At 37.7% G+C, this 20453-nt stretch carries 19 protein-coding genes and 1 other annotated feature; of the genes, 16 read left to right on the plus strand and 3 right to left on the minus strand.

Annotated features, from left to right (window positions below):
- Positions 1 to 36 precede the first annotated feature (36 nt).
- The 9 genes from WQ54_RS03020 to WQ54_RS03060 all read left to right on the plus strand — a co-directional run bounded on the left by WQ54_RS03020 (position 37) and on the right by WQ54_RS03060 (position 10626).
- Positions 37 to 345: a metal-sulfur cluster assembly factor gene (locus tag WQ54_RS03020; protein ID WP_046511932.1), complete on the plus strand. Its 309-nt coding sequence runs from the start codon at positions 37 to 39 to the stop codon at positions 343 to 345.
- Positions 346 to 718: 373 nt separating this feature from the next.
- A complete protein-coding gene (gene argC, locus WQ54_RS03025) occupies positions 719 to 1756 on the plus strand; it encodes an N-acetyl-gamma-glutamyl-phosphate reductase (protein WP_046511935.1) in 1038 nt (345 codons plus the stop codon).
- Positions 1757 to 1779: 23 nt separating this feature from the next.
- Positions 1780 to 3012 carry a bifunctional ornithine acetyltransferase/N-acetylglutamate synthase gene (gene argJ, locus WQ54_RS03030; RefSeq protein ID WP_269431544.1) on the plus strand — a complete coding sequence of 411 codons (1233 nt, stop codon included), beginning with the start codon at positions 1780 to 1782 and terminating at the stop codon, positions 3010 to 3012.
- A gap of 10 nt (positions 3013 to 3022) precedes the next feature.
- Positions 3023 to 3802 carry an acetylglutamate kinase gene (gene argB, locus WQ54_RS03035; RefSeq protein ID WP_046511941.1) on the plus strand — a complete coding sequence of 260 codons (780 nt, stop codon included), beginning with the start codon at positions 3023 to 3025 and terminating at the stop codon, positions 3800 to 3802.
- Positions 3799 to 4953 (plus strand): acetylornithine transaminase, encoded by a 1155-nt coding sequence (locus WQ54_RS03040; protein ID WP_046511944.1) that lies wholly within the window; start codon positions 3799 to 3801, stop codon positions 4951 to 4953. The genes argB and WQ54_RS03040 overlap by 4 nt, the downstream gene beginning before the upstream one ends.
- Positions 4954 to 5058: 105 nt before the next feature.
- Complete coding sequence (locus WQ54_RS03045) at positions 5059 to 6129, plus strand: carbamoyl phosphate synthase small subunit (protein ID WP_046511946.1); 1071 nt, start codon at positions 5059 to 5061, stop codon at positions 6127 to 6129.
- Positions 6122 to 9211: a carbamoyl phosphate synthase large subunit gene (locus tag WQ54_RS03050; protein ID WP_046511949.1), complete on the plus strand. Its 3090-nt coding sequence runs from the start codon at positions 6122 to 6124 to the stop codon at positions 9209 to 9211. The genes WQ54_RS03045 and WQ54_RS03050 overlap by 8 nt, the downstream gene beginning before the upstream one ends.
- Positions 9208 to 10152, plus strand: a complete 945-nt coding sequence (gene argF, locus WQ54_RS03055; RefSeq protein WP_046511951.1) for an ornithine carbamoyltransferase — start codon at positions 9208 to 9210, stop codon at positions 10150 to 10152. The genes WQ54_RS03050 and argF overlap by 4 nt, the downstream gene beginning before the upstream one ends.
- A 294-nt stretch (positions 10153 to 10446) precedes the next feature.
- Positions 10447 to 10626 (plus strand): YjzC family protein, encoded by a 180-nt coding sequence (locus WQ54_RS03060; RefSeq protein WP_046511954.1) that lies wholly within the window; start codon positions 10447 to 10449, stop codon positions 10624 to 10626.
- Positions 10627 to 10903: 277 nt separating this feature from the next.
- On the opposite strand, the gene WQ54_RS03065 is transcribed toward WQ54_RS03060, so the two are convergent.
- On the minus strand, positions 10904 to 11092 hold the full coding sequence (locus WQ54_RS03065) for a YjzD family protein (RefSeq protein ID WP_046511958.1): 189 nt from the start codon (positions 11090 to 11092) through the stop codon (positions 10904 to 10906).
- A gap of 252 nt (positions 11093 to 11344) precedes the next feature.
- Between WQ54_RS03065 and WQ54_RS03070 the strand changes: the two genes are divergently transcribed.
- The 3 genes from WQ54_RS03070 (at position 11345) to WQ54_RS03080 (ending at position 13532) form a co-directional block, all read left to right on the plus strand.
- Positions 11345 to 12079, plus strand: a complete 735-nt coding sequence (locus WQ54_RS03070; protein ID WP_046511962.1) for a hypothetical protein — start codon at positions 11345 to 11347, stop codon at positions 12077 to 12079.
- A gap of 153 nt (positions 12080 to 12232) precedes the next feature.
- Positions 12233 to 13027, plus strand: coding sequence for an NAD(P)-dependent oxidoreductase (locus WQ54_RS03075; protein ID WP_046511963.1), 795 nt, complete (start codon positions 12233 to 12235; stop codon positions 13025 to 13027).
- 322 nt (positions 13028 to 13349) lie between these two features.
- Positions 13350 to 13532 carry a ComZ family protein gene (locus WQ54_RS03080; protein WP_046511966.1) on the plus strand — a complete coding sequence of 61 codons (183 nt, stop codon included), beginning with the start codon at positions 13350 to 13352 and terminating at the stop codon, positions 13530 to 13532.
- 121 nt (positions 13533 to 13653) lie between these two features.
- On the opposite strand, the gene WQ54_RS03085 is transcribed toward WQ54_RS03080, so the two are convergent.
- Positions 13654 to 13974 (minus strand): hypothetical protein, encoded by a 321-nt coding sequence (locus WQ54_RS03085; protein ID WP_046511970.1) that lies wholly within the window; start codon positions 13972 to 13974, stop codon positions 13654 to 13656.
- A 345-nt stretch (positions 13975 to 14319) separates the two neighbouring features.
- Between WQ54_RS03085 and WQ54_RS03090 the strand changes: the two genes are divergently transcribed.
- The 4 genes from WQ54_RS03090 to WQ54_RS03105 all read left to right on the plus strand — a co-directional run bounded on the left by WQ54_RS03090 (position 14320) and on the right by WQ54_RS03105 (position 18582).
- Complete coding sequence (locus WQ54_RS03090) at positions 14320 to 15252, plus strand: beta-ketoacyl-ACP synthase III (protein ID WP_046511972.1); 933 nt, start codon at positions 14320 to 14322, stop codon at positions 15250 to 15252.
- A gap of 141 nt (positions 15253 to 15393) precedes the next feature.
- Positions 15394 to 16635 carry a beta-ketoacyl-ACP synthase II gene (fabF, locus tag WQ54_RS03095; RefSeq protein ID WP_046511974.1) on the plus strand — a complete coding sequence of 414 codons (1242 nt, stop codon included), beginning with the start codon at positions 15394 to 15396 and terminating at the stop codon, positions 16633 to 16635.
- A 260-nt stretch (positions 16636 to 16895) separates the two neighbouring features.
- Complete coding sequence (locus tag WQ54_RS03100) at positions 16896 to 17672, plus strand: DUF2268 domain-containing protein (protein ID WP_046511977.1); 777 nt, start codon at positions 16896 to 16898, stop codon at positions 17670 to 17672.
- 154 nt (positions 17673 to 17826) lie between these two features.
- Positions 17827 to 18582, plus strand: coding sequence for a YjbA family protein (locus tag WQ54_RS03105; RefSeq protein ID WP_046511979.1), 756 nt, complete (start codon positions 17827 to 17829; stop codon positions 18580 to 18582).
- A gap of 230 nt (positions 18583 to 18812) precedes the next feature.
- On the opposite strand, the gene trpS is transcribed toward WQ54_RS03105, so the two are convergent.
- On the minus strand, positions 18813 to 19799 hold the full coding sequence (trpS, locus tag WQ54_RS03110) for a tryptophan--tRNA ligase (protein WP_046511982.1): 987 nt from the start codon (positions 19797 to 19799) through the stop codon (positions 18813 to 18815).
- A gap of 408 nt (positions 19800 to 20207) precedes the next feature.
- Positions 20208 to 20413 (minus strand) — a binding site (T-box leader).
- Positions 20414 to 20453: the final 40 nt, after the last annotated feature.

Below are 20453 nucleotides of genomic sequence, written 5' to 3' on the forward strand. Positions count from 1 at the left end.
TACTTGATGTAAGATCTTAAGAAAGGAGCGGTAAACATGGATGAGGCATTAAAAGAAAATATATTTGGAGCACTTGAAACAGTAGTGGATCCGGAGCTTGGTGTTGATATCGTCAATCTTGGCCTTGTGTATAATGTTGATATGGACGAACAAGGAAGAACAGAGGTTACGATGACCTTAACATCAATGGGCTGTCCTTTGGCCGGTACAATTGTTGAGCAAGTAAAAAATGCTCTTTATGATATACCTGAAGTAAAGGAAGTTGAAGTAAATATTGTATGGAGTCCTCCTTGGACAAAGGATAAAATGTCCCGAATCGCAAAAATTGCGTTAGGCATTCAATAAAATTCAAAAAAACATCAGTGGAAGCATCTTTCACTGATGTTTTTTTATTTAATTATTATTATCGATTTTGGCACCAAGTTAATTGGGCCTGAAACGTATTCTCCTGTTCCCGCATCATCCGCTGCAGAAATCAACAGACAGGTTTAACAGAACTGTCTGATAAATTCAGATGATCATGATCTTCTTTTATGCAAATCAATGCATATATATAAACTGGCAAGCAGGTAGTAAAATTTGTTCTTTATCCTATCTTTAAAGGATTTTTTTGAAAAATTCATAAAAATATTTTTTATACACTTGATTTTATTTTTATACATATTTATAATGAGAAATAATTTAGAAGATATCGAACTTAACAAGAGAAGGTGATTTGGTGAAAGTCGGAATTGTCGGGGCTACCGGATATGGTGGGGTCGAATTATATCGTATCTTGTCTAATCATCCACATGTAGAGGAGTGTATATTATATTCATCCTCTGAAATGGATGTTCCATATATTCAATCGTTTCCTCATTTAACGGATTTAAGCAACCATATACTAAATAAAATTGACGTTGAAGAAATAAAAAACAACGTAAAGGTTTTATTTCTTGCGACCCCACCGGGTGTATCCAGAACCTTATCACCGCAATTTATAGGATCAAATGTAAAGATCATTGATTTGTCAGGAGATTTAAGGTTAAAAAATAAGAGCGAATATGAAAAGTGGTATAAGCGTGAATGTGTAGATGAAGATGTTCTAGAGAAAGCTGTATACGGTCTTTCCGAATTAAATAAAGCGGACATTGCAAAGGCTGATTTACTCGCAAATCCAGGATGTTTTCCAACTGCAACGATATTAGGCTTAGCACCAGTTGTCCGAGAAAAACGAATCCATGAGCAGTCCATTATTGTTGATGCGAAAACAGGTGTTTCGGGTGCTGGACGCAATGCATCACAGGCATTTCATTTTCCAGAAGTAAATGAAAATGTAAAGATTTATAAGGTTCATGAACATCAGCATGTACCGGAAATCGAACAAGCGCTTCACTCATTAAATGACGCGGTTTCTTATATTTCCTTTAGCACTCACTTAATTCCGATGACTCGCGGAATTATGTCAACAATTTATGCTAGTTTAACAGATACGTATACAACCGAAAAATTACTAGATTTATATAAAGAATTTTATGCGGACTCACCATTTGTCCGCATTCGGAAGCAAAACGAGTTTCCATCAACAAAAGAAGTTTACGGTTCAAACTTTTGTGATATAGGTATAAAAGTAGATGAGCGTACAAATCGAGTTACCATTGTATCGGTAATTGATAATTTAATGAAAGGTGCGGCAGGTCAGGCAGTACAAAACTTCAATCTAATGAACGGATTTGACGAAACAACCGGATTATTCCATGCACCAATTTATCCATAATGACAACCAGGGAGGAAAAAGCAGTGTTACAAACAAAGGAAACCCCTTGCTATACAAAAATTGAAGATGGATCTGTCGTTACACCGAAAGGATTTTCAGCTGATGGTGTTCACGCGGGATTAAGATATTCGAAAAACGATATTGGCGTTATTTATAGTGAAGTTCCTGCTAATTGTGCGGCAGTTTATACACAAAGTCACTTTCAGGCAGCACCATTAAAGGTAACGCAAGAAAGTATTGCAAAGGAAGGTCTCCTGCAAGCTATTGTCGTGAACAGTGCCAATGCAAATGCATGTACAGGTGAACAAGGTCTTCAAGATGCATACGAGATGAGATACCGAACAGCAAATTTATTTCAGATTGAAAATCACTATGTTGCTGTTGCTTCAACGGGTGTTATCGGCGAATTCTTAAAAATGGATAAAATCCGCCAAGGGATCGATCAGTTAAAGCCTCAGGCTACAAAGGGTGCGGCAGTTGAATTCCAACAAGCGATTCTTACAACAGATTTAGTGATGAAAACATCATGCTATGAGGTTATGATTGACGGTAAAAAGGTTACGATCGGAGGAGCTGCAAAGGGTTCAGGCATGATTCATCCAAACATGGCGACAATGCTGGCATTTGTGACAACGGATGCGAATATTGATTCAGCATCTTTGCAAGGTGCATTGAAAGAAATTACTGATAAAACATATAACCAAATTACAGTTGATGGTGATACGTCAACAAATGACATGGTGCTTGTACTTGCAAATGGTCAAGCCGGCAACGAGCAATTAAACGAAAACCATCCACAGTGGAATGAATTTAAAGCTGCTTTTCAAATGGTTAGTGAAGAGCTTGCCAAACAGATTGCCAAAGATGGAGAAGGAGCAACTAAGCTCATTGAGGTTGAAGTAACAGGGGCGAAAACAAAGCAGGAAGCAAATCTTGTTGCAAAGAAAATCGTTGGTTCAAGCCTGGTAAAAACAGCTGTATACGGGGCTGATGCAAACTGGGGAAGAATTATTTGCGCAGTCGGCTACAGTGAAGCGTCAGTAGAGCCGGAAAACATCGATATTTATTTAGAAGACCTTTGCTTATTTACAAATAACAGCCCTCAGCCCTTTTCAGAGGAAGCGGCAAGTGAATACTTAAAAAAGGATCAAGTGAAAATTTCAGTTAACCTAGGCATTGGAGAGGAAGCAGGTAAAGCTTGGGGCTGTGATTTAACCTATGATTACGTGAAAATAAACGCAAGTTATAGAACATAAGGAGATCAACATGTCAAAAACAGTCGTATTAAAATGTGGCGGAAGTACAGTAAACCAATTGTCAGAATCTTTTTTTCAAAGTTTACATGCATTAGTTGAGAACAACTGGAAGGTCATGATTGTCCATGGCGGCGGACCAGATATCACAAAGATGCTGAAAGCTTTAAATATTGAGACAGAGTTCGTAGGCGGACAACGCAAAACAACAGAGGCGATATTAGAAATCGCTGAAATGGTTTTAGCAGGCAAGATTAATAAACAGCTGACAAACCTGTTACAAAAAAAAGAACTTAAAGCAATTGGAATATCGGGTAGTGATGGCCAAACTTTACAAGCTGATTATTTAGATCAAGAAAAACTGGGTTTAGTTGGTAAAGTGACATCTGTAGATACCTCCATTGTTTCATTGCTTATGGAAAATGGGTATATACCTGTGATGGCGCCACTTGCACGTACTGTGACAAATGAAACTCTAAATGTTAATGCAGACTTAGCTGCAGCAGCAATTGCGCATGCCATTGGAGCAGAAAAGTTTTTATTCGTAACAGATGTACCTGGAATTTTGGACGAAAAAAAGCAGTTAATTAATAAAATTACTCCAACTGAAATTGAGACACTTATAAACAGCGAAGTCATTACCGGGGGCATGATTCCGAAGGTACACTCTGCTGTAGCAACCTTATCAGATATATGTAAAGAGGTTATGATTGTCAGCGGACAGCAAGCATTTATCGAAGATGATCAATTCAAAGGAACTAAAATTGTAAGCGAGAAGGAGGTCTTGTCATGAGTTATTTATTTCCGACCTATGCAAGATGGAATGTTACGGTTAAAGAAGCAAAAGGCACATGGATTACGGATGAAAATGGCACAAAATATTTAGATTTTGTATCAGGGATTGCTGTATGTAATTTAGGTCATGCAAATGAGGAAATTATCCAGGCTGTTAATGATCAGCTCGCAAAATACTGGCATACGTCCAATATGTTTCATCAACCGATTCAAGAGGATGTTGCGAAGGTACTCGTTGAGAATAGTGATGGAGATGCCGTTTTCTTTTGTAATAGTGGTGCAGAAGCAAACGAAGCTGCCATAAAACTTGCCAGAAAGCATACAGGGAAATCGAAAATCGTAACGTTCCTTCAGTCTTTTCATGGTCGAACATTTGCAACAATGTCTGCAACAGGTCAGGAAAAAATTCAGCAAGGCTTTGGCCCGCTTCTTCAAACATTTACCTATCTTCCTTACAATGACACATCTTCACTAGAGGGGTTAGAGGATGATGTGGCTGCCATTATGCTTGAGGTTGTTCAGGGAGAAGGCGGAGTTATTCCGGCACAACAGGCATTTATTGACAAAGTAGCGGAAACATGCAAGCGTATTGGCGCTTTATTGATTATCGATGAAATTCAAACAGGAATTGGCCGAACAGGCAAGGCTTTTGGCTACCAACATTATGGGATTTCCCCTGATATCATAACGTCTGCAAAAGGGTTAGGAAATGGGCTTCCTGTCGGTGCCATGGTTGGTAAAGCATCTCTTATCGAAGCCTTTCAAGCAGGGAGCCATGGTTCAACATTTGGCGGAAATCCAATTGCGATGGCAGCAGCAAAGGCAACTCTAGCCAAAATTTTCAACGAAGATTTTCTTAAAGAAGTGAATGAAAAAAGTGACTATCTAGTAAATAAACTGAATAGAATAGTAGGAAGTCACCCACTGGTAAAGGAAATACGCGGAAAAGGGCTGTTGATTGGGATTGAATGTAAGGAGCAGGCTGGAGCTATGATTGATCAGTTAAGAGATCATCATTTGCTCGTTATTGCAGCTGGTCCAAATGTAATCCGTCTGATCCCGCCTTTAACGGTTTCCTATGAAGAGATTGATAAGGCAATTGAAATTATTGAAAAAGCTTTTTCTAAGCAAACGGCTATCGCTCATTAACTTGAGCATTTTTTTTACAGGTGATTGAATAAAAATACTTAGTATTTAATAATTATCCAAATGAATGTTAGAAGGATCATTAAGACAAACGAGAGGTGCAAACAGATGAAAGGATATCTCCATTTAGAGGATGGTTCAGTATATACCGGTGAGCTGGAACATGGATCTTCACAGGATATAAAAGGAGAAATTGTATTTTTTACAGGGATGACAGGGTACCAGGAAGTGTTAACAGACCCTTCATATAAAAATCAAATTGTGGTCTTTACGTATCCGCTCATTGGAAACTACGGGATCAATATAAGTGATGATGAAAGTAAACAACCGCAGGTAAAAGCAGTGGTCATGTATGAATGCACAGACAATTATTCTCATTTTGAAGCAAAGTATAGCTTCAAGGAATATTTGCAAAAGTGGAATATCCCAATCATTCATCACATTGATACACGGGCGATCGTGAAAAAGATCCGCAACCATGGTTCAATGGCTGCTGCCATTTCTCAGGTTCAAAACATAGAAAGCAAGCCTTGTGAAATCTATGAAGATGGTGTGTTTGAAGTAGCGTCAACACAGGTGCAAACCTATGGAAATGGTGAAAAGCATATTGCCTTAATTGATTTTGGCTATAAAAAATCGATCCTTACTTCATTGCTTAAAAGAGGCTGTAAGGTAACAACCGTTCCATTTAATATGATGGATCAAGTCGCAAAAATAAAGCCAGATGGTGTCCTTTTATCAAATGGACCAGGAGACCCTGAGCAGCTTTCAAACTATTTTTCAAAAATTAAAGAAATTGTTTCTGCTTTCCCAACTCTCGGAATCTGTTTAGGCCATCAATTAATCGCTCTTTCTTTTGGGGCAAAAACAAAAAAACTATTGTTCGGTCATAGAGGGGCAAACCAGCCGGTTTATGATATGAAAACAAAAAAAGTATTTATCACATCACAAAATCATAGCTATGTTGTGGTCGGTGAGAGTTTAAAAGATACGGATTTAACGATGCGTTTTTATCATATTAATGACGATTCAATTGAAGGGTTATCCCATTCTACATTACCAATTTTAACAGCACAATTTCATCCAGAAGCGCATCCAGGACCTTCTGATAGTGAATGGATTTTTGATGAATTTTTAGATTTAGTCGCTGCTGCAAAAGGAGATATGCTTTATGTCTAAAAACCAATCAATAAAAAAAATTGTTGTAATCGGTTCTGGGCCAATAGTCATTGGTCAGGCAGCAGAATTTGATTACGCAGGAACACAGGGCTGCTTAGCCTTAAAAGAAGAAGGCTATACAGTTGTTTTAGTTAACAACAATCCAGCAACCATTATGACAGATGAAGAATTTTCGGATGTCCTTTACTTTGAACCTTTAACAGTTGAAAGTGTTACAAAGATTATTGACAAAGAAAGACCTGATGGCTTACTGGCATCTTTAGGCGGCCAAACAGGGCTTAACCTAGCAATGGAGCTTCATGAGGCAGGAGTATTGGAAAAATACGGAGTTAAACTGCTCGGTACATCAATTGAATCGATTCGTAAAGGGGAAGACCGAAACGAGTTCCGTCAATTAATGTATGATTTAAATGAACCAATTCCAGAAAGCTCAATTGTCACAACATTAGAAGAAGCACTGGAATTTTCCGATAAAATTGGATTTCCTATCATCATTCGCCCAGCCTACACATTAGGTGGTAAAGGCGGCGGAATCGCTAATAATGCAGAGGAATTCAAAAAATTAGTAAAAAGCGGCTTACAGGCAAGTCCGATTACTCAATGTTTAATTGAGAAAAGTATAGCAGGCTTTAAAGAAGTCGAGTATGAGATGATCCGTGATCATAAGGGTACATGTATTTCAGTATGTAACATGGAGAATATTGATCCAGTTGGTGTTCATACAGGGGATTCCATTGTTGTTGCTCCATCTCAAACTTTGACTGATCAAGATTATCATATGCTTAGAACAGCAGCAGTAAAAATCGTTTCAGCTCTTGGTGTGGTCGGTGGATGTAACATTCAATTAGCTTTGGATCCAACAAGCAAGCAATACTATGTCATTGAAGTTAATCCACGGGTCAGCAGATCTTCTGCTCTAGCATCAAAAGCTACAGGCTATCCAATTGCAAAAATTGCTGCAAAGCTGGCAGTTGGCTATACATTGGATGAATTAAAAAATCCATTAACAATGAGTACCTATGCGAGCTTTGAGCCGGCACTTGACTATGTTGTAGTAAAATTCCCAAGATGGCCGTTTGATAAATTCAATAAAGCCGATCGCAAGCTTGGTACGAAAATGAAAGCAACCGGTGAAGTGATGGCGATTGAACGCAATTTAGAGGCTGCTCTGCAAAAAGCATGTGATTCACTTGAGTTAGATAATATCGGCACACATTTACCAGAGTTCAAGGAATTATCAATTGATGAACTTGTAGCGGTAATGAATAAAACAGATGACCGCAGATTCTTTGCTGTGATGGAATTGATTAGAAAAGGAATGGCGATTGAGGAAATACATGCTATGACAGAAATGGATTTATATTTCTTGTCTTGCTTTAAAAAGATAGTCGACCTTGAGCAGCAATTGAAACAGCAAACGATTGCTACTTTAGATGCTGATTTATTGACTAGGGTAAAAGAGAAAGGCTTTTCTGATCGAACAATCTCAACTCTTATTCAAGCACCTGAAGCAGAGGTAAGAAAGCTTCGACTAGAAAACGGAGTAACGGCTGCTTATAAATATGTAGATACATGTGCTGCTGAATTTGAAGCACGTACAAATTATTTTTATTCAACTTACTTTGGGGAAAATGAACAGCCTGTTCTATCTGATAAGAAACGGATTTTAATTATCGGTTCTGGCCCAATTCGAATTGGTCAAGGAATCGAATTCGATTATAGTGCGGTTCATGGGATCAAAGCATTAAGGAAGTTGGGCTATGAAGCCATTATGATCAACAATAACCCGGAAACAGTTAGTACCGATTTTGAAACGGCAGACCGTCTGTATTTTGAACCAATTACGCTTGAGCATGTTTTAAATATTGTTGAATCTGAACAAATCGATTCAGTCATTGTTCAATACGGCGGCCAAACAGCGATTAATCTTGCTGGGCAATTGGAAGCGGCGGGTGTTAAATTGCTCGGAACTGATACTGAAACACTTGATTGGCTTGAGGATCGTGATAAGTTCTATCAATTATTAGATGAGTTATCTATTCCACATGCTGCAGGCTTAACGGCAAACAATGCCGAGGAAGCCATTAAAGGTGCGGGTGAAATCAGCTATCCGATTCTGTTAAGGCCATCTTATGTCATTGGTGGTAAGGGAATGGTAGTTGTTCATAATGAAGAAACCTTAAAAGCGTTGCTTGCTGAAAATACAACAATGATCTATCCTGTATTAATCGATCAATTTGTTCAAGGTGTTGAAGGTGAGATTGATCTTATTTCAGATGGGAAAGAAGCATTTATCCCAACTTATATTGAACATGTCGAGCCGGCTGGTGTTCACTCTGGTGATAGCTTAGCAATCCTTCCATCGCAGAGCTTCACGGAACAACATAAGCAGGTCATTGCAGATTATGCCAATGCACTTGTAAAAAAATTGAATTACCGCGGAATCATGAATATTCAATTTTTAGTTAAGGATGAGCAAATTTATGTGCTTGAGGTTAACCCGCGTGCAAGCCGAACAGCACCTATTATCAGCAAGGTGACAAGTATCCCGATTATTAAGCATGCTACTTATTTATTATGTGGAAAAACATTAAGTGAGCTTGCAATTAAGCCTTCAGAAATAAACGATTGGGTTGCTGTAAAATATCCGGTATTCTCAAGCCATGCTCTCCATGATGTTGACCTGACACTTGGACCGGAAATGAAGGCAACGGGAGAGGGCATGTGTGTCGGCCAAAATGTAGAAAAAGTATATCGAAAGATTTTTAATAAAGATTTACAGCATATAACAAGTGTATATTTTGATACAGTTAATGAGGAAGCGATTGAATTAACTAAGAAAGCTGGTCTTCAAGCCATTACAAGTGATTATGCAGCATGGGTTGAAGGTGAGAAGGGAATTTTTGTTTCATTAGTCGATAGTGAAGCGGCAAAATTAGACCGACAAATTGCATTAGAAAAAGGAATGATCTTATTTACAAACCTTGCAACGTATTATGCTAGTATTCAAGCACTTACGGCAGACGATGATCATGTATTATCGATTCAGGAGCTAACCAAAAAGGAAGTGGTCAAACAATGAGCAATGTAAATCTAAAGGAAAAAACAGCAGTAGGCAAAAGAGACTTTTTGACACTGCTTGATTATAGCAAAGAAGAAATCCTTCATCTTATTGATGAGGCATTTAAACTAGAAGAAAACCCGCTGCAGCCGGTTTTAAAGGGCAAAACGCTTGCGATGATTTTTGAAAAATCCTCAACTCGGACGCGCGTATCGTTTGAAACAGGTATGCTCCAATTAGGAGGTCATGCACTATTTTTAAGCAGCCAGGACCTTCAATTAGGCAGAGGGGAGCCTGTATCTGATACAGCGAAGGTTTTATCAGGTTATGTTGATGCGATCATGATTCGTACTTTTGGCCATGATAAAATTGAAGAACTTGCTAAGCATGCAAGCATTCCGGTTATTAATGGTTTAACGGATTTATTCCACCCATGCCAAGCGCTTGCTGATTTAAAAACAATTTATCGCTTAAAAGGTCAGTTTGCTGGGGTGAAAACAGCGTATTTAGGTGACGGGAACAATGTGGCTCACTCATTAATGATCGCTTCAGCAAAGGTTGGAATGGACTTTTCATTAGGATGTCCTAAAGGTTATGAACCAAATCAAGAAATTGTTGAAAAAGCACAAAAACTTGCTGAAGAAACTGGGGCAAAAATCGTGATTACCAATGATCCAGTTGAAGCGGTGCAAGATGCCGATATCGTCTACACAGATGTATGGGCAAGCATGGGACAGGAAAGTGAACAACAAGAGCGGATCATCGCATTTAAAGACTTCCAGGTAAATGATGAACTCGTGAAGCATGCAAAAGAAGATTACCATTTTCTCCATTGCCTGCCAGCACATCGCGAAGAGGAAGTTACAGCATCCATCATTGATGGTGAGCATTCAGCAGTATTTGAACAAGCAGAAAATCGGCTGCATGTTCAAAAGGCGTTGTTGAAGGAATTGCTTGCTTAATAAAGATCATATATAGTTTAATTGAAATTATAGACGTGAATTCAAAAGAATTCACGTCTTTTTTATTGAAGCAACGTCCGATTTTAATCGGAAATAGCAGTCATTAATAAAGGTCTAAAGAACAACGTAGTATGAGAAAGGAAAAGTCCATGATAGCAGTTCTGAAGGACAAAGTTTTTAATATTTATTTAGGAACCATATAACAAAACAGGAATAATAAAGCGACTATGAACACACTCATGAAAAATCACAGTCAGGAGATACTATACACAAACAAGAGAGGAGGGGGATACAATGGGCCAACAGCATCGTTTTCGCTCAGGTCAGAAGGCACCGAATAATGGGTTTTATGTAGAAATAGGTGAAACAGGGGACAATGTGAAAAATCCTGCCCAAATCAGATTAAAAGCGGGAGACCGTTTCCCTGAAACGGCAAATCATAATCGCCAATGGACATACAAAAGAAAACCTTAATAAGAAAAGGGAATCGCCTTGCTCAGCGACATATGAACTGAAGCACTCCATTTAAGAAGGAAACACGATGAGCGTAAGTGAATCGATGTTGACTTAAAGGAGGGGGAAGTTCATTAGTCGCTAGCTCTGGCAGTCAAAATGCGGCGTCGTTATCTCTTGACTGCACTTGCACGTCCTGTGCTACGGATTTAGACTCCTTTTCCTTACTTTATTTTTCAATAATAAAAAAACCCTACATAAAAGTAGGGTTTTTTTAATGTAAGTCGAACTTCACATATTAATGATGATCGTTCGCAACAGGCTCGTTAGGGATCAATTGTGCAATAATCAAGATGAGAACGATTGCAATAACTGAAAGAATAGTTGAAGTCATAAAGTCATAATGACCGCCTGTCATTGCATTAATAACATACGACGCCATATGTATTAATAAAAACCCCCAGAAAAATGTCCAAAAGAAACGCACTGTATTCACCTCTATTTCCAGACGAATTCTTATTTTATCTTATCACAGTTTTACTTAATAGTAAAAGCACCTTTTAAAAACGTTCATAAACTATTCAATATGATAATTGTCTATATTTCGGATTATAGTGACAGTGTCCCATTCTTTTTAAATCGGTATACATACATTATATAGAATGGAAAGGAATATGATGTTTTCACAACCTCTTTTCCGCATTCAAAATTTGCATATGAGAAAGGTGGTGGGCAAGTGATGACAATTACGGAGCGTTTTTTTCAAATTGAAACAGAATGGAATGTTGTTCATTTACCAACAAGACCGAATGGGTTTGGAATTTTAATAATTGGTGATCGTTCAGATTTTGTAGATGAAAAATCAAGCTTTTGGCATCAACATTATGGAAGACACCAACTGATTAAAGAGCTGATGAACGAAGGGTACACATTATTTCATTCAAATTTATATGGAAATAATTGGGGCAGTCCTCGTGCTGTGACAATGGCAAAGCAGCTTTATCATATGATCATGAAAAAGGAAATATTAAATCAGCGTATTCATGTATTAACAGAAGGTATGGGTGGATTAACAGCGTTACAATTAATGGAAGCTATGCCTGATAAGATCCGCTCTGTCGCTATGATGAATCCTTGCCTTGACCTCCAAGCCCATCTCGAAAAGGAAAAAGAGCATAAGTTTTTTTATAAGCGTTTAATGAGGGAAATTTCTATCGCTTATGAAATAGAGGAAAAAAAGATTAAAACAGCAAAGTTACCATCTATGTATGATATTACGTCAAATCAGCCAGTTCGGATTTGGCAAAGAATGAACCTCGCCACATATTCACCGAAAGAACATAGCAAAAAATATGAAGAACTACGAAAAAAAAGCGGCAGTCCAATTCGACTTATTTATCATTTAGGAGATAATCCTTACCGAATCAACCAATCCATTATTAAATTTTATAAAGAGAATGAGAAGGTTTTGTAATAAAGTGAGACTTACAGTTTTACTGCTCGTATAAAAACACGTCAAATGGTTTTAAATTTGGCGTGTTTTTTGTGTATAAGCGTATTAATCGTTACGGACTAATTTTATACTACCACGCATACGATACAATATCTGATTATGAGGAGGAAAGGAATGTTAAACCACGTTATTGTTTATGGAATTCACTCCTATGTTGGATTTGCCCTTTGCGAACGGTTCATTAATGAAGGAATTGAGGTGGTTGGAATTTATTCAACTCCTACTAATCCTATTAGTAAGAACCTTTTACATGAGCGGTTTATGATGGTTGGAAGAAATGCTTTATTTAATAAAATCGAAGGATATGAAGGAACGGAAGCAGAAAAATCAGCAGACATGATCATCCATTGCTGTGATGACGTGGGAGAAGCCTCTTCGGTCGAGAAAGATCGTAAACAGTTGGTTATTTCGGTCGATCTCGCAAAGAAATTAAAGAAACCTTTTGTTTTTATTACCTATAAAAATAAAAGTCATGATAGATTGCGAAAAGAGCATATAGAGTTTTGTGAACAATATCTTTCCAGTCATTTAGATCATTATACGATATTTCACCTTCCTGTTTTATTCGGTCCATTTCAACCAATTACTGAAGAAATCCATCAATTTTTAATGAAGGATCAACGGGAAGTTGTTTTGAATATTAATGAACCGATTCTTTTCATTGAAGATGCCGTTGATACAATATGGGAGTTATTAGGTTTAAGTGAACAAAGAAAAATTTATGCTTTACAAGGCGAAATGAAGCAAGAGAGGGTATCGTTAGCTTCAATGGAAATTCAACTAAATCCCGGCAACTCCTGGAATGAAGGGGATGACATCTATTTGATTAAGAATCCAATTAGCGTTGAAAAAGGTCTAAAAGCACAACTTGAATTTATTAAAAAATACCGTGAAATTCTTAGCCCATAGTCATAGTACTTTTTTATTTAAAGAGGATAGAGTGAAAATATTAGTCATTAAGAAAAGGGGCTGCCTTTGTACAATAAGCCTGATTTTCTTTTTTTTGCTTTTTGTTGTGGACAACCCACAGTGTCGTGAATTCCGTTCAAGCAGATATGCTTGTTCCTAAAACCATTGATGATCAAGTTTGCTTAAGTAAAGGGGTATAAAGTCCTTTTAATAAATACAAACTGAAACGGGACACCTTCCAAATCAATTGTAATCACCCTATACAATTTGATTCAGTCATTATAAGATAGAAATGACAAAAAAATAGCTGGAGTGAGAATAAATGGAACAACATCCTAAAGCGATGGAATTTATGCAAATCGCAATGAAATACTTGCCTGAGGCAAAGCAAAAGCTTGAAGGATCAGGCGTTGAATTATCATTAGAAACCATCCAACCAATGATGGAACTATTTACGAAAGTTATGGGCGAAGCATACGAATTAGGAAAGAAAGACGCACAATAAAACATTGGGTCCGTCTCAATACGTTCTGAGACGGACCATCCTGTAAAAAGTCTGACTTTCCAGAATTGAGGGCAGACACCTTTACTTCTGGAATGTTTTATTCGTTGACATTTTTTTTATTTTACTTTTTTATCTTTTTTTTTATAAAAGTAATAACTGGAGATATCTCTTCCAGCACTGGCTTTAAATTTTCTATTGATGTCATAATATCATCCAATTGCTCAAATATGGTAAAGTAATTTACCTCATCCTTTTGACTCATATTTTTGTGAGAAGGTTGTTGAGAAGAGCTTTGTCTATGTCTTCCATTTAATGCTTTTGAGCCAAACATGAATGCATTAAAACGGTCGGCCTTTGATATTTCTTCAGTCTTTTCTGCTTGTTCAAACTCTATTTCTGGTTCAAGAGTTTCTTTTTCCTCAAATTGATCATCTTGATCCACTGATATCGCCTCCATTAAGATGAAATATCTATCATTTACTATTAAATTATGACTAAGAGCTATACTTGTTCTGGTCGGTTGTCCTTAAAAACATTATGATTGAAAAAGAAAGGCCAATAAGATAAAATTAGTACCAAGTCATAATATTTGATTATAAACATCAGTGAGGCATTTTTTCCCGCTGTTGGTTAGTTAAACTTTTTCGGATCTTTAAGGGCTGTTATTCTATCCTTATCTTCAGAGTTTCTAAATCTAAAGGCTGGGATGATACAGCTTTGTTAAGATTGCGAAAAGATTTTGATAATGAAGGAACTCTACCTAACTTGATTAAAAGGGGATGCACATATGAACGCTGGATTTATAGGCATCGGACGTTACACACCAGAAAAGGTCCTTACAAATGCCGATTTAGAAAAAGTAATGGATACTTCTGATGAATGGATTCGAACAAGAACAGGAATTGAAGAACGCAGAATTGCTGATGATTCAATGGATACTTCGGATATGGGTTTTTTTGCAGCAGAAGAGGCTCTCAAAAATGCAGGGATTGCAGCTGAAGATTTAGATTTAATCCTAGTTGCAACAGTGACCCCTGATCAACCATTCCCATCTGTTGCATGTATGCTTCAGGAAAGATTAGGGGCTAAAAAAGCTGCAGCAATGGATATTAGTGCTGCCTGCGCTGGTTTTATGTATGGTGTTATTACAGCCAAGCAATTTATTGAAACTGGTGCATATAAGCATGTATTAGTAGTAGGTGTTGAAAAGCTGTCAAAAATCACTGATTGGGATGACCGAAATACGGCTGTGTTATTTGGTGATGGAGCTGGTGCTGCCGTTATTGGACCGGTTAGTGAGGGCAAGGGAATATTATCCTTTGAGCTTGGCGCAGATGGAACGGGAGCTAAGCATCTATACCAGGATGAATACATTATTATGAATGGCAGAGAAGTATTTAAATTTGCAGTTAGACAAATGGGTGAATCAAGTGTAAATGTTCTTGAAAAAGCCGGTCTAAGTAAAGAAGATGTTGATTTTCTTATTCCACATCAAGCTAATATTCGCATTATGGAAGCGGCAAGAGAACGTCTTGAGCTCCCAGTTGAAAAAATGTCAAAAACGGTTCATAAGTATGGAAATACATCTGCAGCTTCGATCCCTATTTCATTAGTAGAGGAAGTAGAAGCAGGGAAAATCAAGGATGGCGATGTCATTGTCATGGTTGGTTTCGGCGGCGGCTTAACTTGGGGAGCCATCGCACTGCGTTGGGGTCGTTAAGAAATATCTTTTTAAGAAAATTCTTTTATGTTCATACTAATGAGCAATTACAATACGTCAGAATAAAAACACAATAAATGATTACGAAAAGGCTTATGTAATAAAGTCTTAAACGATCAAAAAAGGTGAGGTGCAATCATCATGGAAAAGAAACGAGTTGTCGTAACAGGTTTAGGAGCGGTTACTCCAATTGGAAATGATGTACAAACAACTTGGGAAAATGCGATAAAGGGTGTTTCAGGAATAGGGCCAATTACTCGTGTAAACCCAGATGATTATCCAGCAAAAGTGGCTGCAGAATTAAAAGATTTTGATGTAGAACAGTTTATGGATAAAAAAGATGCAAGAAAAATGGACCGTTTTACACAATATGCTGTGGCTGCTTCATTAATGGCTGTTAAGGATGCCGACTTAGAAATTACGGATGAAAATGCTCCGCGTGTTGGAGTATGGATTGGTTCAGGAATCGGCGGAATGGAAACATTTGAACAGCAATACAGAACTCTACTTGAAAAAGGCCCTCGTCGGGTTAGTCCGTTTTTCGTTCCAATGCTTATCCCTGACATGGCTACCGGTCAAGTTTCAATTGCTTTAGGGGCAAGAGGGTTTAACTCATGTACAGTGACAGCTTGTGCAACAGGGACAAACTCAATCGGTGATGCATTTCGCGTTATTGAACGAGGAGAAGCTGATGTCATGGTAACAGGCGGTGCAGAGGCTCCTCTTACAGAGATGTCTTTTGCAGGTTTTACAGCAAATAAAGCTTTATCAACAAATCCTGATCCAAATACAGCAAGCAGACCATTTGATAAGGATCGAGATGGTTTTGTCATGGGTGAAGGAGCAGGTATAATCGTTCTTGAGGAATTAGAGCATGCACTAGCTCGCGGTGCAAAAATTTATGCTGAAATCGTTGGATATGGCGCAACAGGTGATGCTTATCATATTACTGCTCCGGCTCCTAACGGAGAGGGCGGTGCAAGAGCAATGAGGCAAGCAGTAGAAGGCAGCGGACTTGCTATTTCTGATATCGATTATATCAATGCTCATGGGACAAGTACCCCTTACAATGATAAATTCGAAACATTGGCTATTAAAGAGGTTTTCGGAGAGCATGCTTATAACCTTGCGATAAGCTCAACAAAATCGATGACAGGTCATTTATTAGGTGCTGCAGGTGGAGTAGAGGCTATCCTAAGTATATTAGCTATTAAGGAAGGCATTATTCCTCCAACGATTAATTATCGTACACCTGATCCAGATTGTGACCTTGACTATGTTCCAAACGAGGCAAGAAAGCAGGAGGTCAAGGCTGCATTGAGTAACTCTTTAGGCTTTGGCGGACATAACGCAACAATTATCTTTAAGAAATTTGAAAACTAAATAAAGTATGATGGCGGCTGTCTCAATAAGGGAATGACCCTTTGAATGGAGGCAGCCCTTTTTTTAGTCTGTTTTTCGTGCTTGAGCGCATAGCAGAGTTTCCATTATGATGGTTTGAACAAATAAGCGAGACTCCTTCGAAAGCGAACCACCGGTTAGCAATAGGTGCGAAAAAACAACATGGAATTTTAAAAGAACCCTTTTTAAAAGAACACCCCTTCAAAGCTTTTCATAAGCTAGCAAAAGAAGGGGTGTTATTAATGAGTATTATCGACACAAAGAAATGGTTAAAGGAAACATATGATCAGCGCGACATTTGCAAAAAATTAACATCTTATTTTCCACAATTAAAGGAAGGTGAGATTGCTAAATATTTGAGTTCGTTTGGCATGTATAAAAGAACTGGCATATTAGATGATTGGCTTGAAAAAATGGAAAAGGAAAACATTTATGAATTTGTGAAAGAAGAGGAAGAAAAGCTAAGAAAAGAATGGAATGGCCCAAATATACCGATTTTTATATTCCCAAGTGATATTCATAATCGAAAAATCGAATCAGATTATAAAGGAAGAAGTGGTTTGGCCTTTCACAATAAATTATTTCTGTTTCTCTCGTTAAATATCATAAAAAGTGATATTAAGTCCGTTTTGATCCATGAATACCATCATGTTTGCCGAATAAATTCAGTAAGTAAGAAGGAACAGGATTTTACAATCATTGATACTATCATTTTAGAAGGCTTGGCGGAAAATGCAGTACGTGAGAAGCTGGGGGATTGTCATGTTGCTGCGTGGACAACATTATATACAGATGCTCAATGCGAACGTTTTTTTGAAAGAATCATTTATCCGCAAAAGGAATTATCGGTAGATAGCCGCAACTATCCTCAATTAATGTATGGCACAGGACTCTATCCGAACATGTTAGGGTATGCAGTTGGTTATTACATTGTTAAAAACTATATGAACCAAACCGGAGAAAAAACAATTAATCTGCTAAGCAAACCAGCTGAAGAAATAATAAATAGAAAAAAATAGCCATTTTTATTCATATCCTTCTACCTTCAGACATAGGGATGACTAAAGACAAGTTTTTGGGAAATAAATCTATGTATATTCTGTATAGATTGGAATAAATTCTCTATTAATTGCCAATACTGTTTGACAAATGGTACTGAAGTGAGGGATTTAAATGTTATTTCTTCATGATGTTTGGGTTAATTGGTTTGAAGGTGAAGAGAACGGGTACAATGTCTGTCATTTTCATGAATGGAGAAAGGATGATAGTGTTGAACTCCTTGATCAGGTCCCCCTTTTAAAGGTTAATTCCTTACTTTTTGACTACATAGAAAATAACTTATCGGAGTTACCGCCTGGTCTACTAAAAGATATTTTCCAAAAGGCTTATATTCGCAAAAACCATGAGAGAATTCAACTAGACTACTGCTTTGTTATTACAGATGGTATTGGAATTTTAGCTGTTGATACGATCGGCTACACCATACCAATTCGTAAAAGCCGGATCATCCCGCGACAAGAGCAGCTTGTCTTTGAAATGGTTAAGGATATTGAGTCAGAAGAGTATTCGACTGAATTCATTCAAAATGGATCAGAGGAAAAAGAATATCATATTTTATCATTATCGCCAGAGCATGTACGTGGTTTAACAAGAAAAGAACGCCAATTAAAACAACTATTGTTTATGGCACTTGACCAATTACAAGCAACAAAAAATGCTGCTGAGGTTAAGTACTGGTACACAGAATGGAATCCAACCATGTATCACGACATTCAACAAAGAGAATTTCATGAAGTGTGGCAGAGGCTTTACGAGGAAACGTTGCATGGATGGACACCAAAACATGCTCAATTATGTGAGAACTTAATTAAAGGACAACCATTCTTTGAAAAGCTCTGGGATATGGAGCAAGAATCAAAGGTAAACTAGCTTGGACAAGCTTAGGAAAAAATCAAAAAACGATGTGAACTAAACGTTTGATAAGCATTTAGTTCACATCGTTTTCATTTTATAACCCGGACTAAGCTGTGAATAGGAGCAAAAGGAAATATACTTTTGCGAAAAAATGAAATTTTGCGAAGCTATTTCTTTTTTGCACCTAGCTTTGTTGTCTAACACAATGCTCTTCAGTCAATACACCCAGCCGGAAACTTCCGCTTTTACCTTTTCCGGCCAAGTCCCATTGCTTTCTCCATCTTTTTAAGTGTTTTGTTTGCAACAAAGTTGGCTTTTTCTGCACCTTTGTCTAAAATTTCATCTAATTCTTTAGATTCCATCAGGTACTTATATTTCTCCTGGATAGGTGCCAATGTATTGATGACAACCTCTGCAACATCACGTTTAAAATCTCCGTAACCTTTTCCTTCATATCTTGCTTCAATTTGATCAATCTGCTCATTATTTAATATCGAGTAAATGGATAAAAGATTTGATACGCCTGGTTTGTTTTCTTTGTCATACTTTACAATCCCATCAGAGTCAGTTACAGCACTTTTGATCTTTTTCTCAATTTGCTTTGGTTCATCTAATAAGGTAATAAATGCTTTTTGGTTAGGATCTGATTTGCTCATTTTCTTAGTTGGATCTGCAAGTGACATGATGCGGGCTCCAACCTTAGGAATACGTACTTCAGGGATAGTAAGGATGTCGTTATACTTCTTGTTAAAACGTTCAGCCAAATCACGTGTTAATTCTAAATGCTGCTTTTGATCCTCTCCAACTGGCACCATATCAGTATTATAAAGAAGAATGTCAGCAGCCATTAGAGGCGGATAGGTGAGCAGCCCTGCTGAAACAGCTTCTTTTCCATGAGATTTATCTTTAAATTGTGTCATACGCTCAAGTTCGCCGATATAGGAGACGCATTGCAGCATCCATCCTGCCTGGGCATGTGCCGGTACCTCTGATTGAATAAAAAGCGTAGCTTTTTCTGGATCAATTCCAACAGCTAGATAAAGTGATGCCAGACTTCTTATGTTTTTTCTTAATGCTGCAGGATCTTGTGCAACAGTGATGGCATGCTGGTCAACAATACAGAAGTAACAATTGTATTCATCTTGTAAGTCAACAAACTGCTTTAATGCGCCAATATAATTACCTAGTGTTACAGAACCGCTTGGTTGAATACCTGAGAAAATGGTTTTCATCTTTTTTCCTCCTTGTTATGAGTTATTTTAGAAATTAGTTATGGTGTCCAGCTTCAGCGTCTAACGACTAATGAACTTCATACTCCGCCTTAGATTAGTCAACATCGAATCGCTTACGCTCTTCGTGATTTCTTTTCCGCACCTTAACGGGTAAAAAAGTTAGTGTTTTAGTAAAATTGATTACATTAACTGCCCTTAAAGTTCCGGTAAGTCTCGCTTTAGGTGACTGTACAGCTCCGACAAGCAAAAGACGATCAGGTATAGACAGTGTTTTTAATTTTCAATTTCTGAATGGCTATACTTGCGGAGCTGGGAGCACGCATCTAGATTGGAGTGCTCCTGTTCACACGTCGCTGAGCAAGGCGCTTACACATTTTAAAAATAAAAAAAGCCCACTCGTACCCATATGATAGGGACGATGGACCGCGGTGCCACCCTACTTATTTCTTTAGTAGAAATCACTTACATCTTTAACGCAAGATTACGTCTGTACGTACTATCTTTCTGCACAGAAGCTCAAAAGTCCATTCCATACACTTCATTACCTGTTCACAGCAGCCACAGGCTCTCTTTAAATGATCGTTGTATGTACTATTCTTTGTCATAGCTAACTATTTTTTTACTTATTATAAGGAACACAGCCATTTTTTGCAA

This window comes from Bacillus sp. SA1-12 (assembly GCF_000981385.1).
Lineage (GTDB): Bacteria > Bacillota > Bacilli > Bacillales > Bacillaceae > Metabacillus.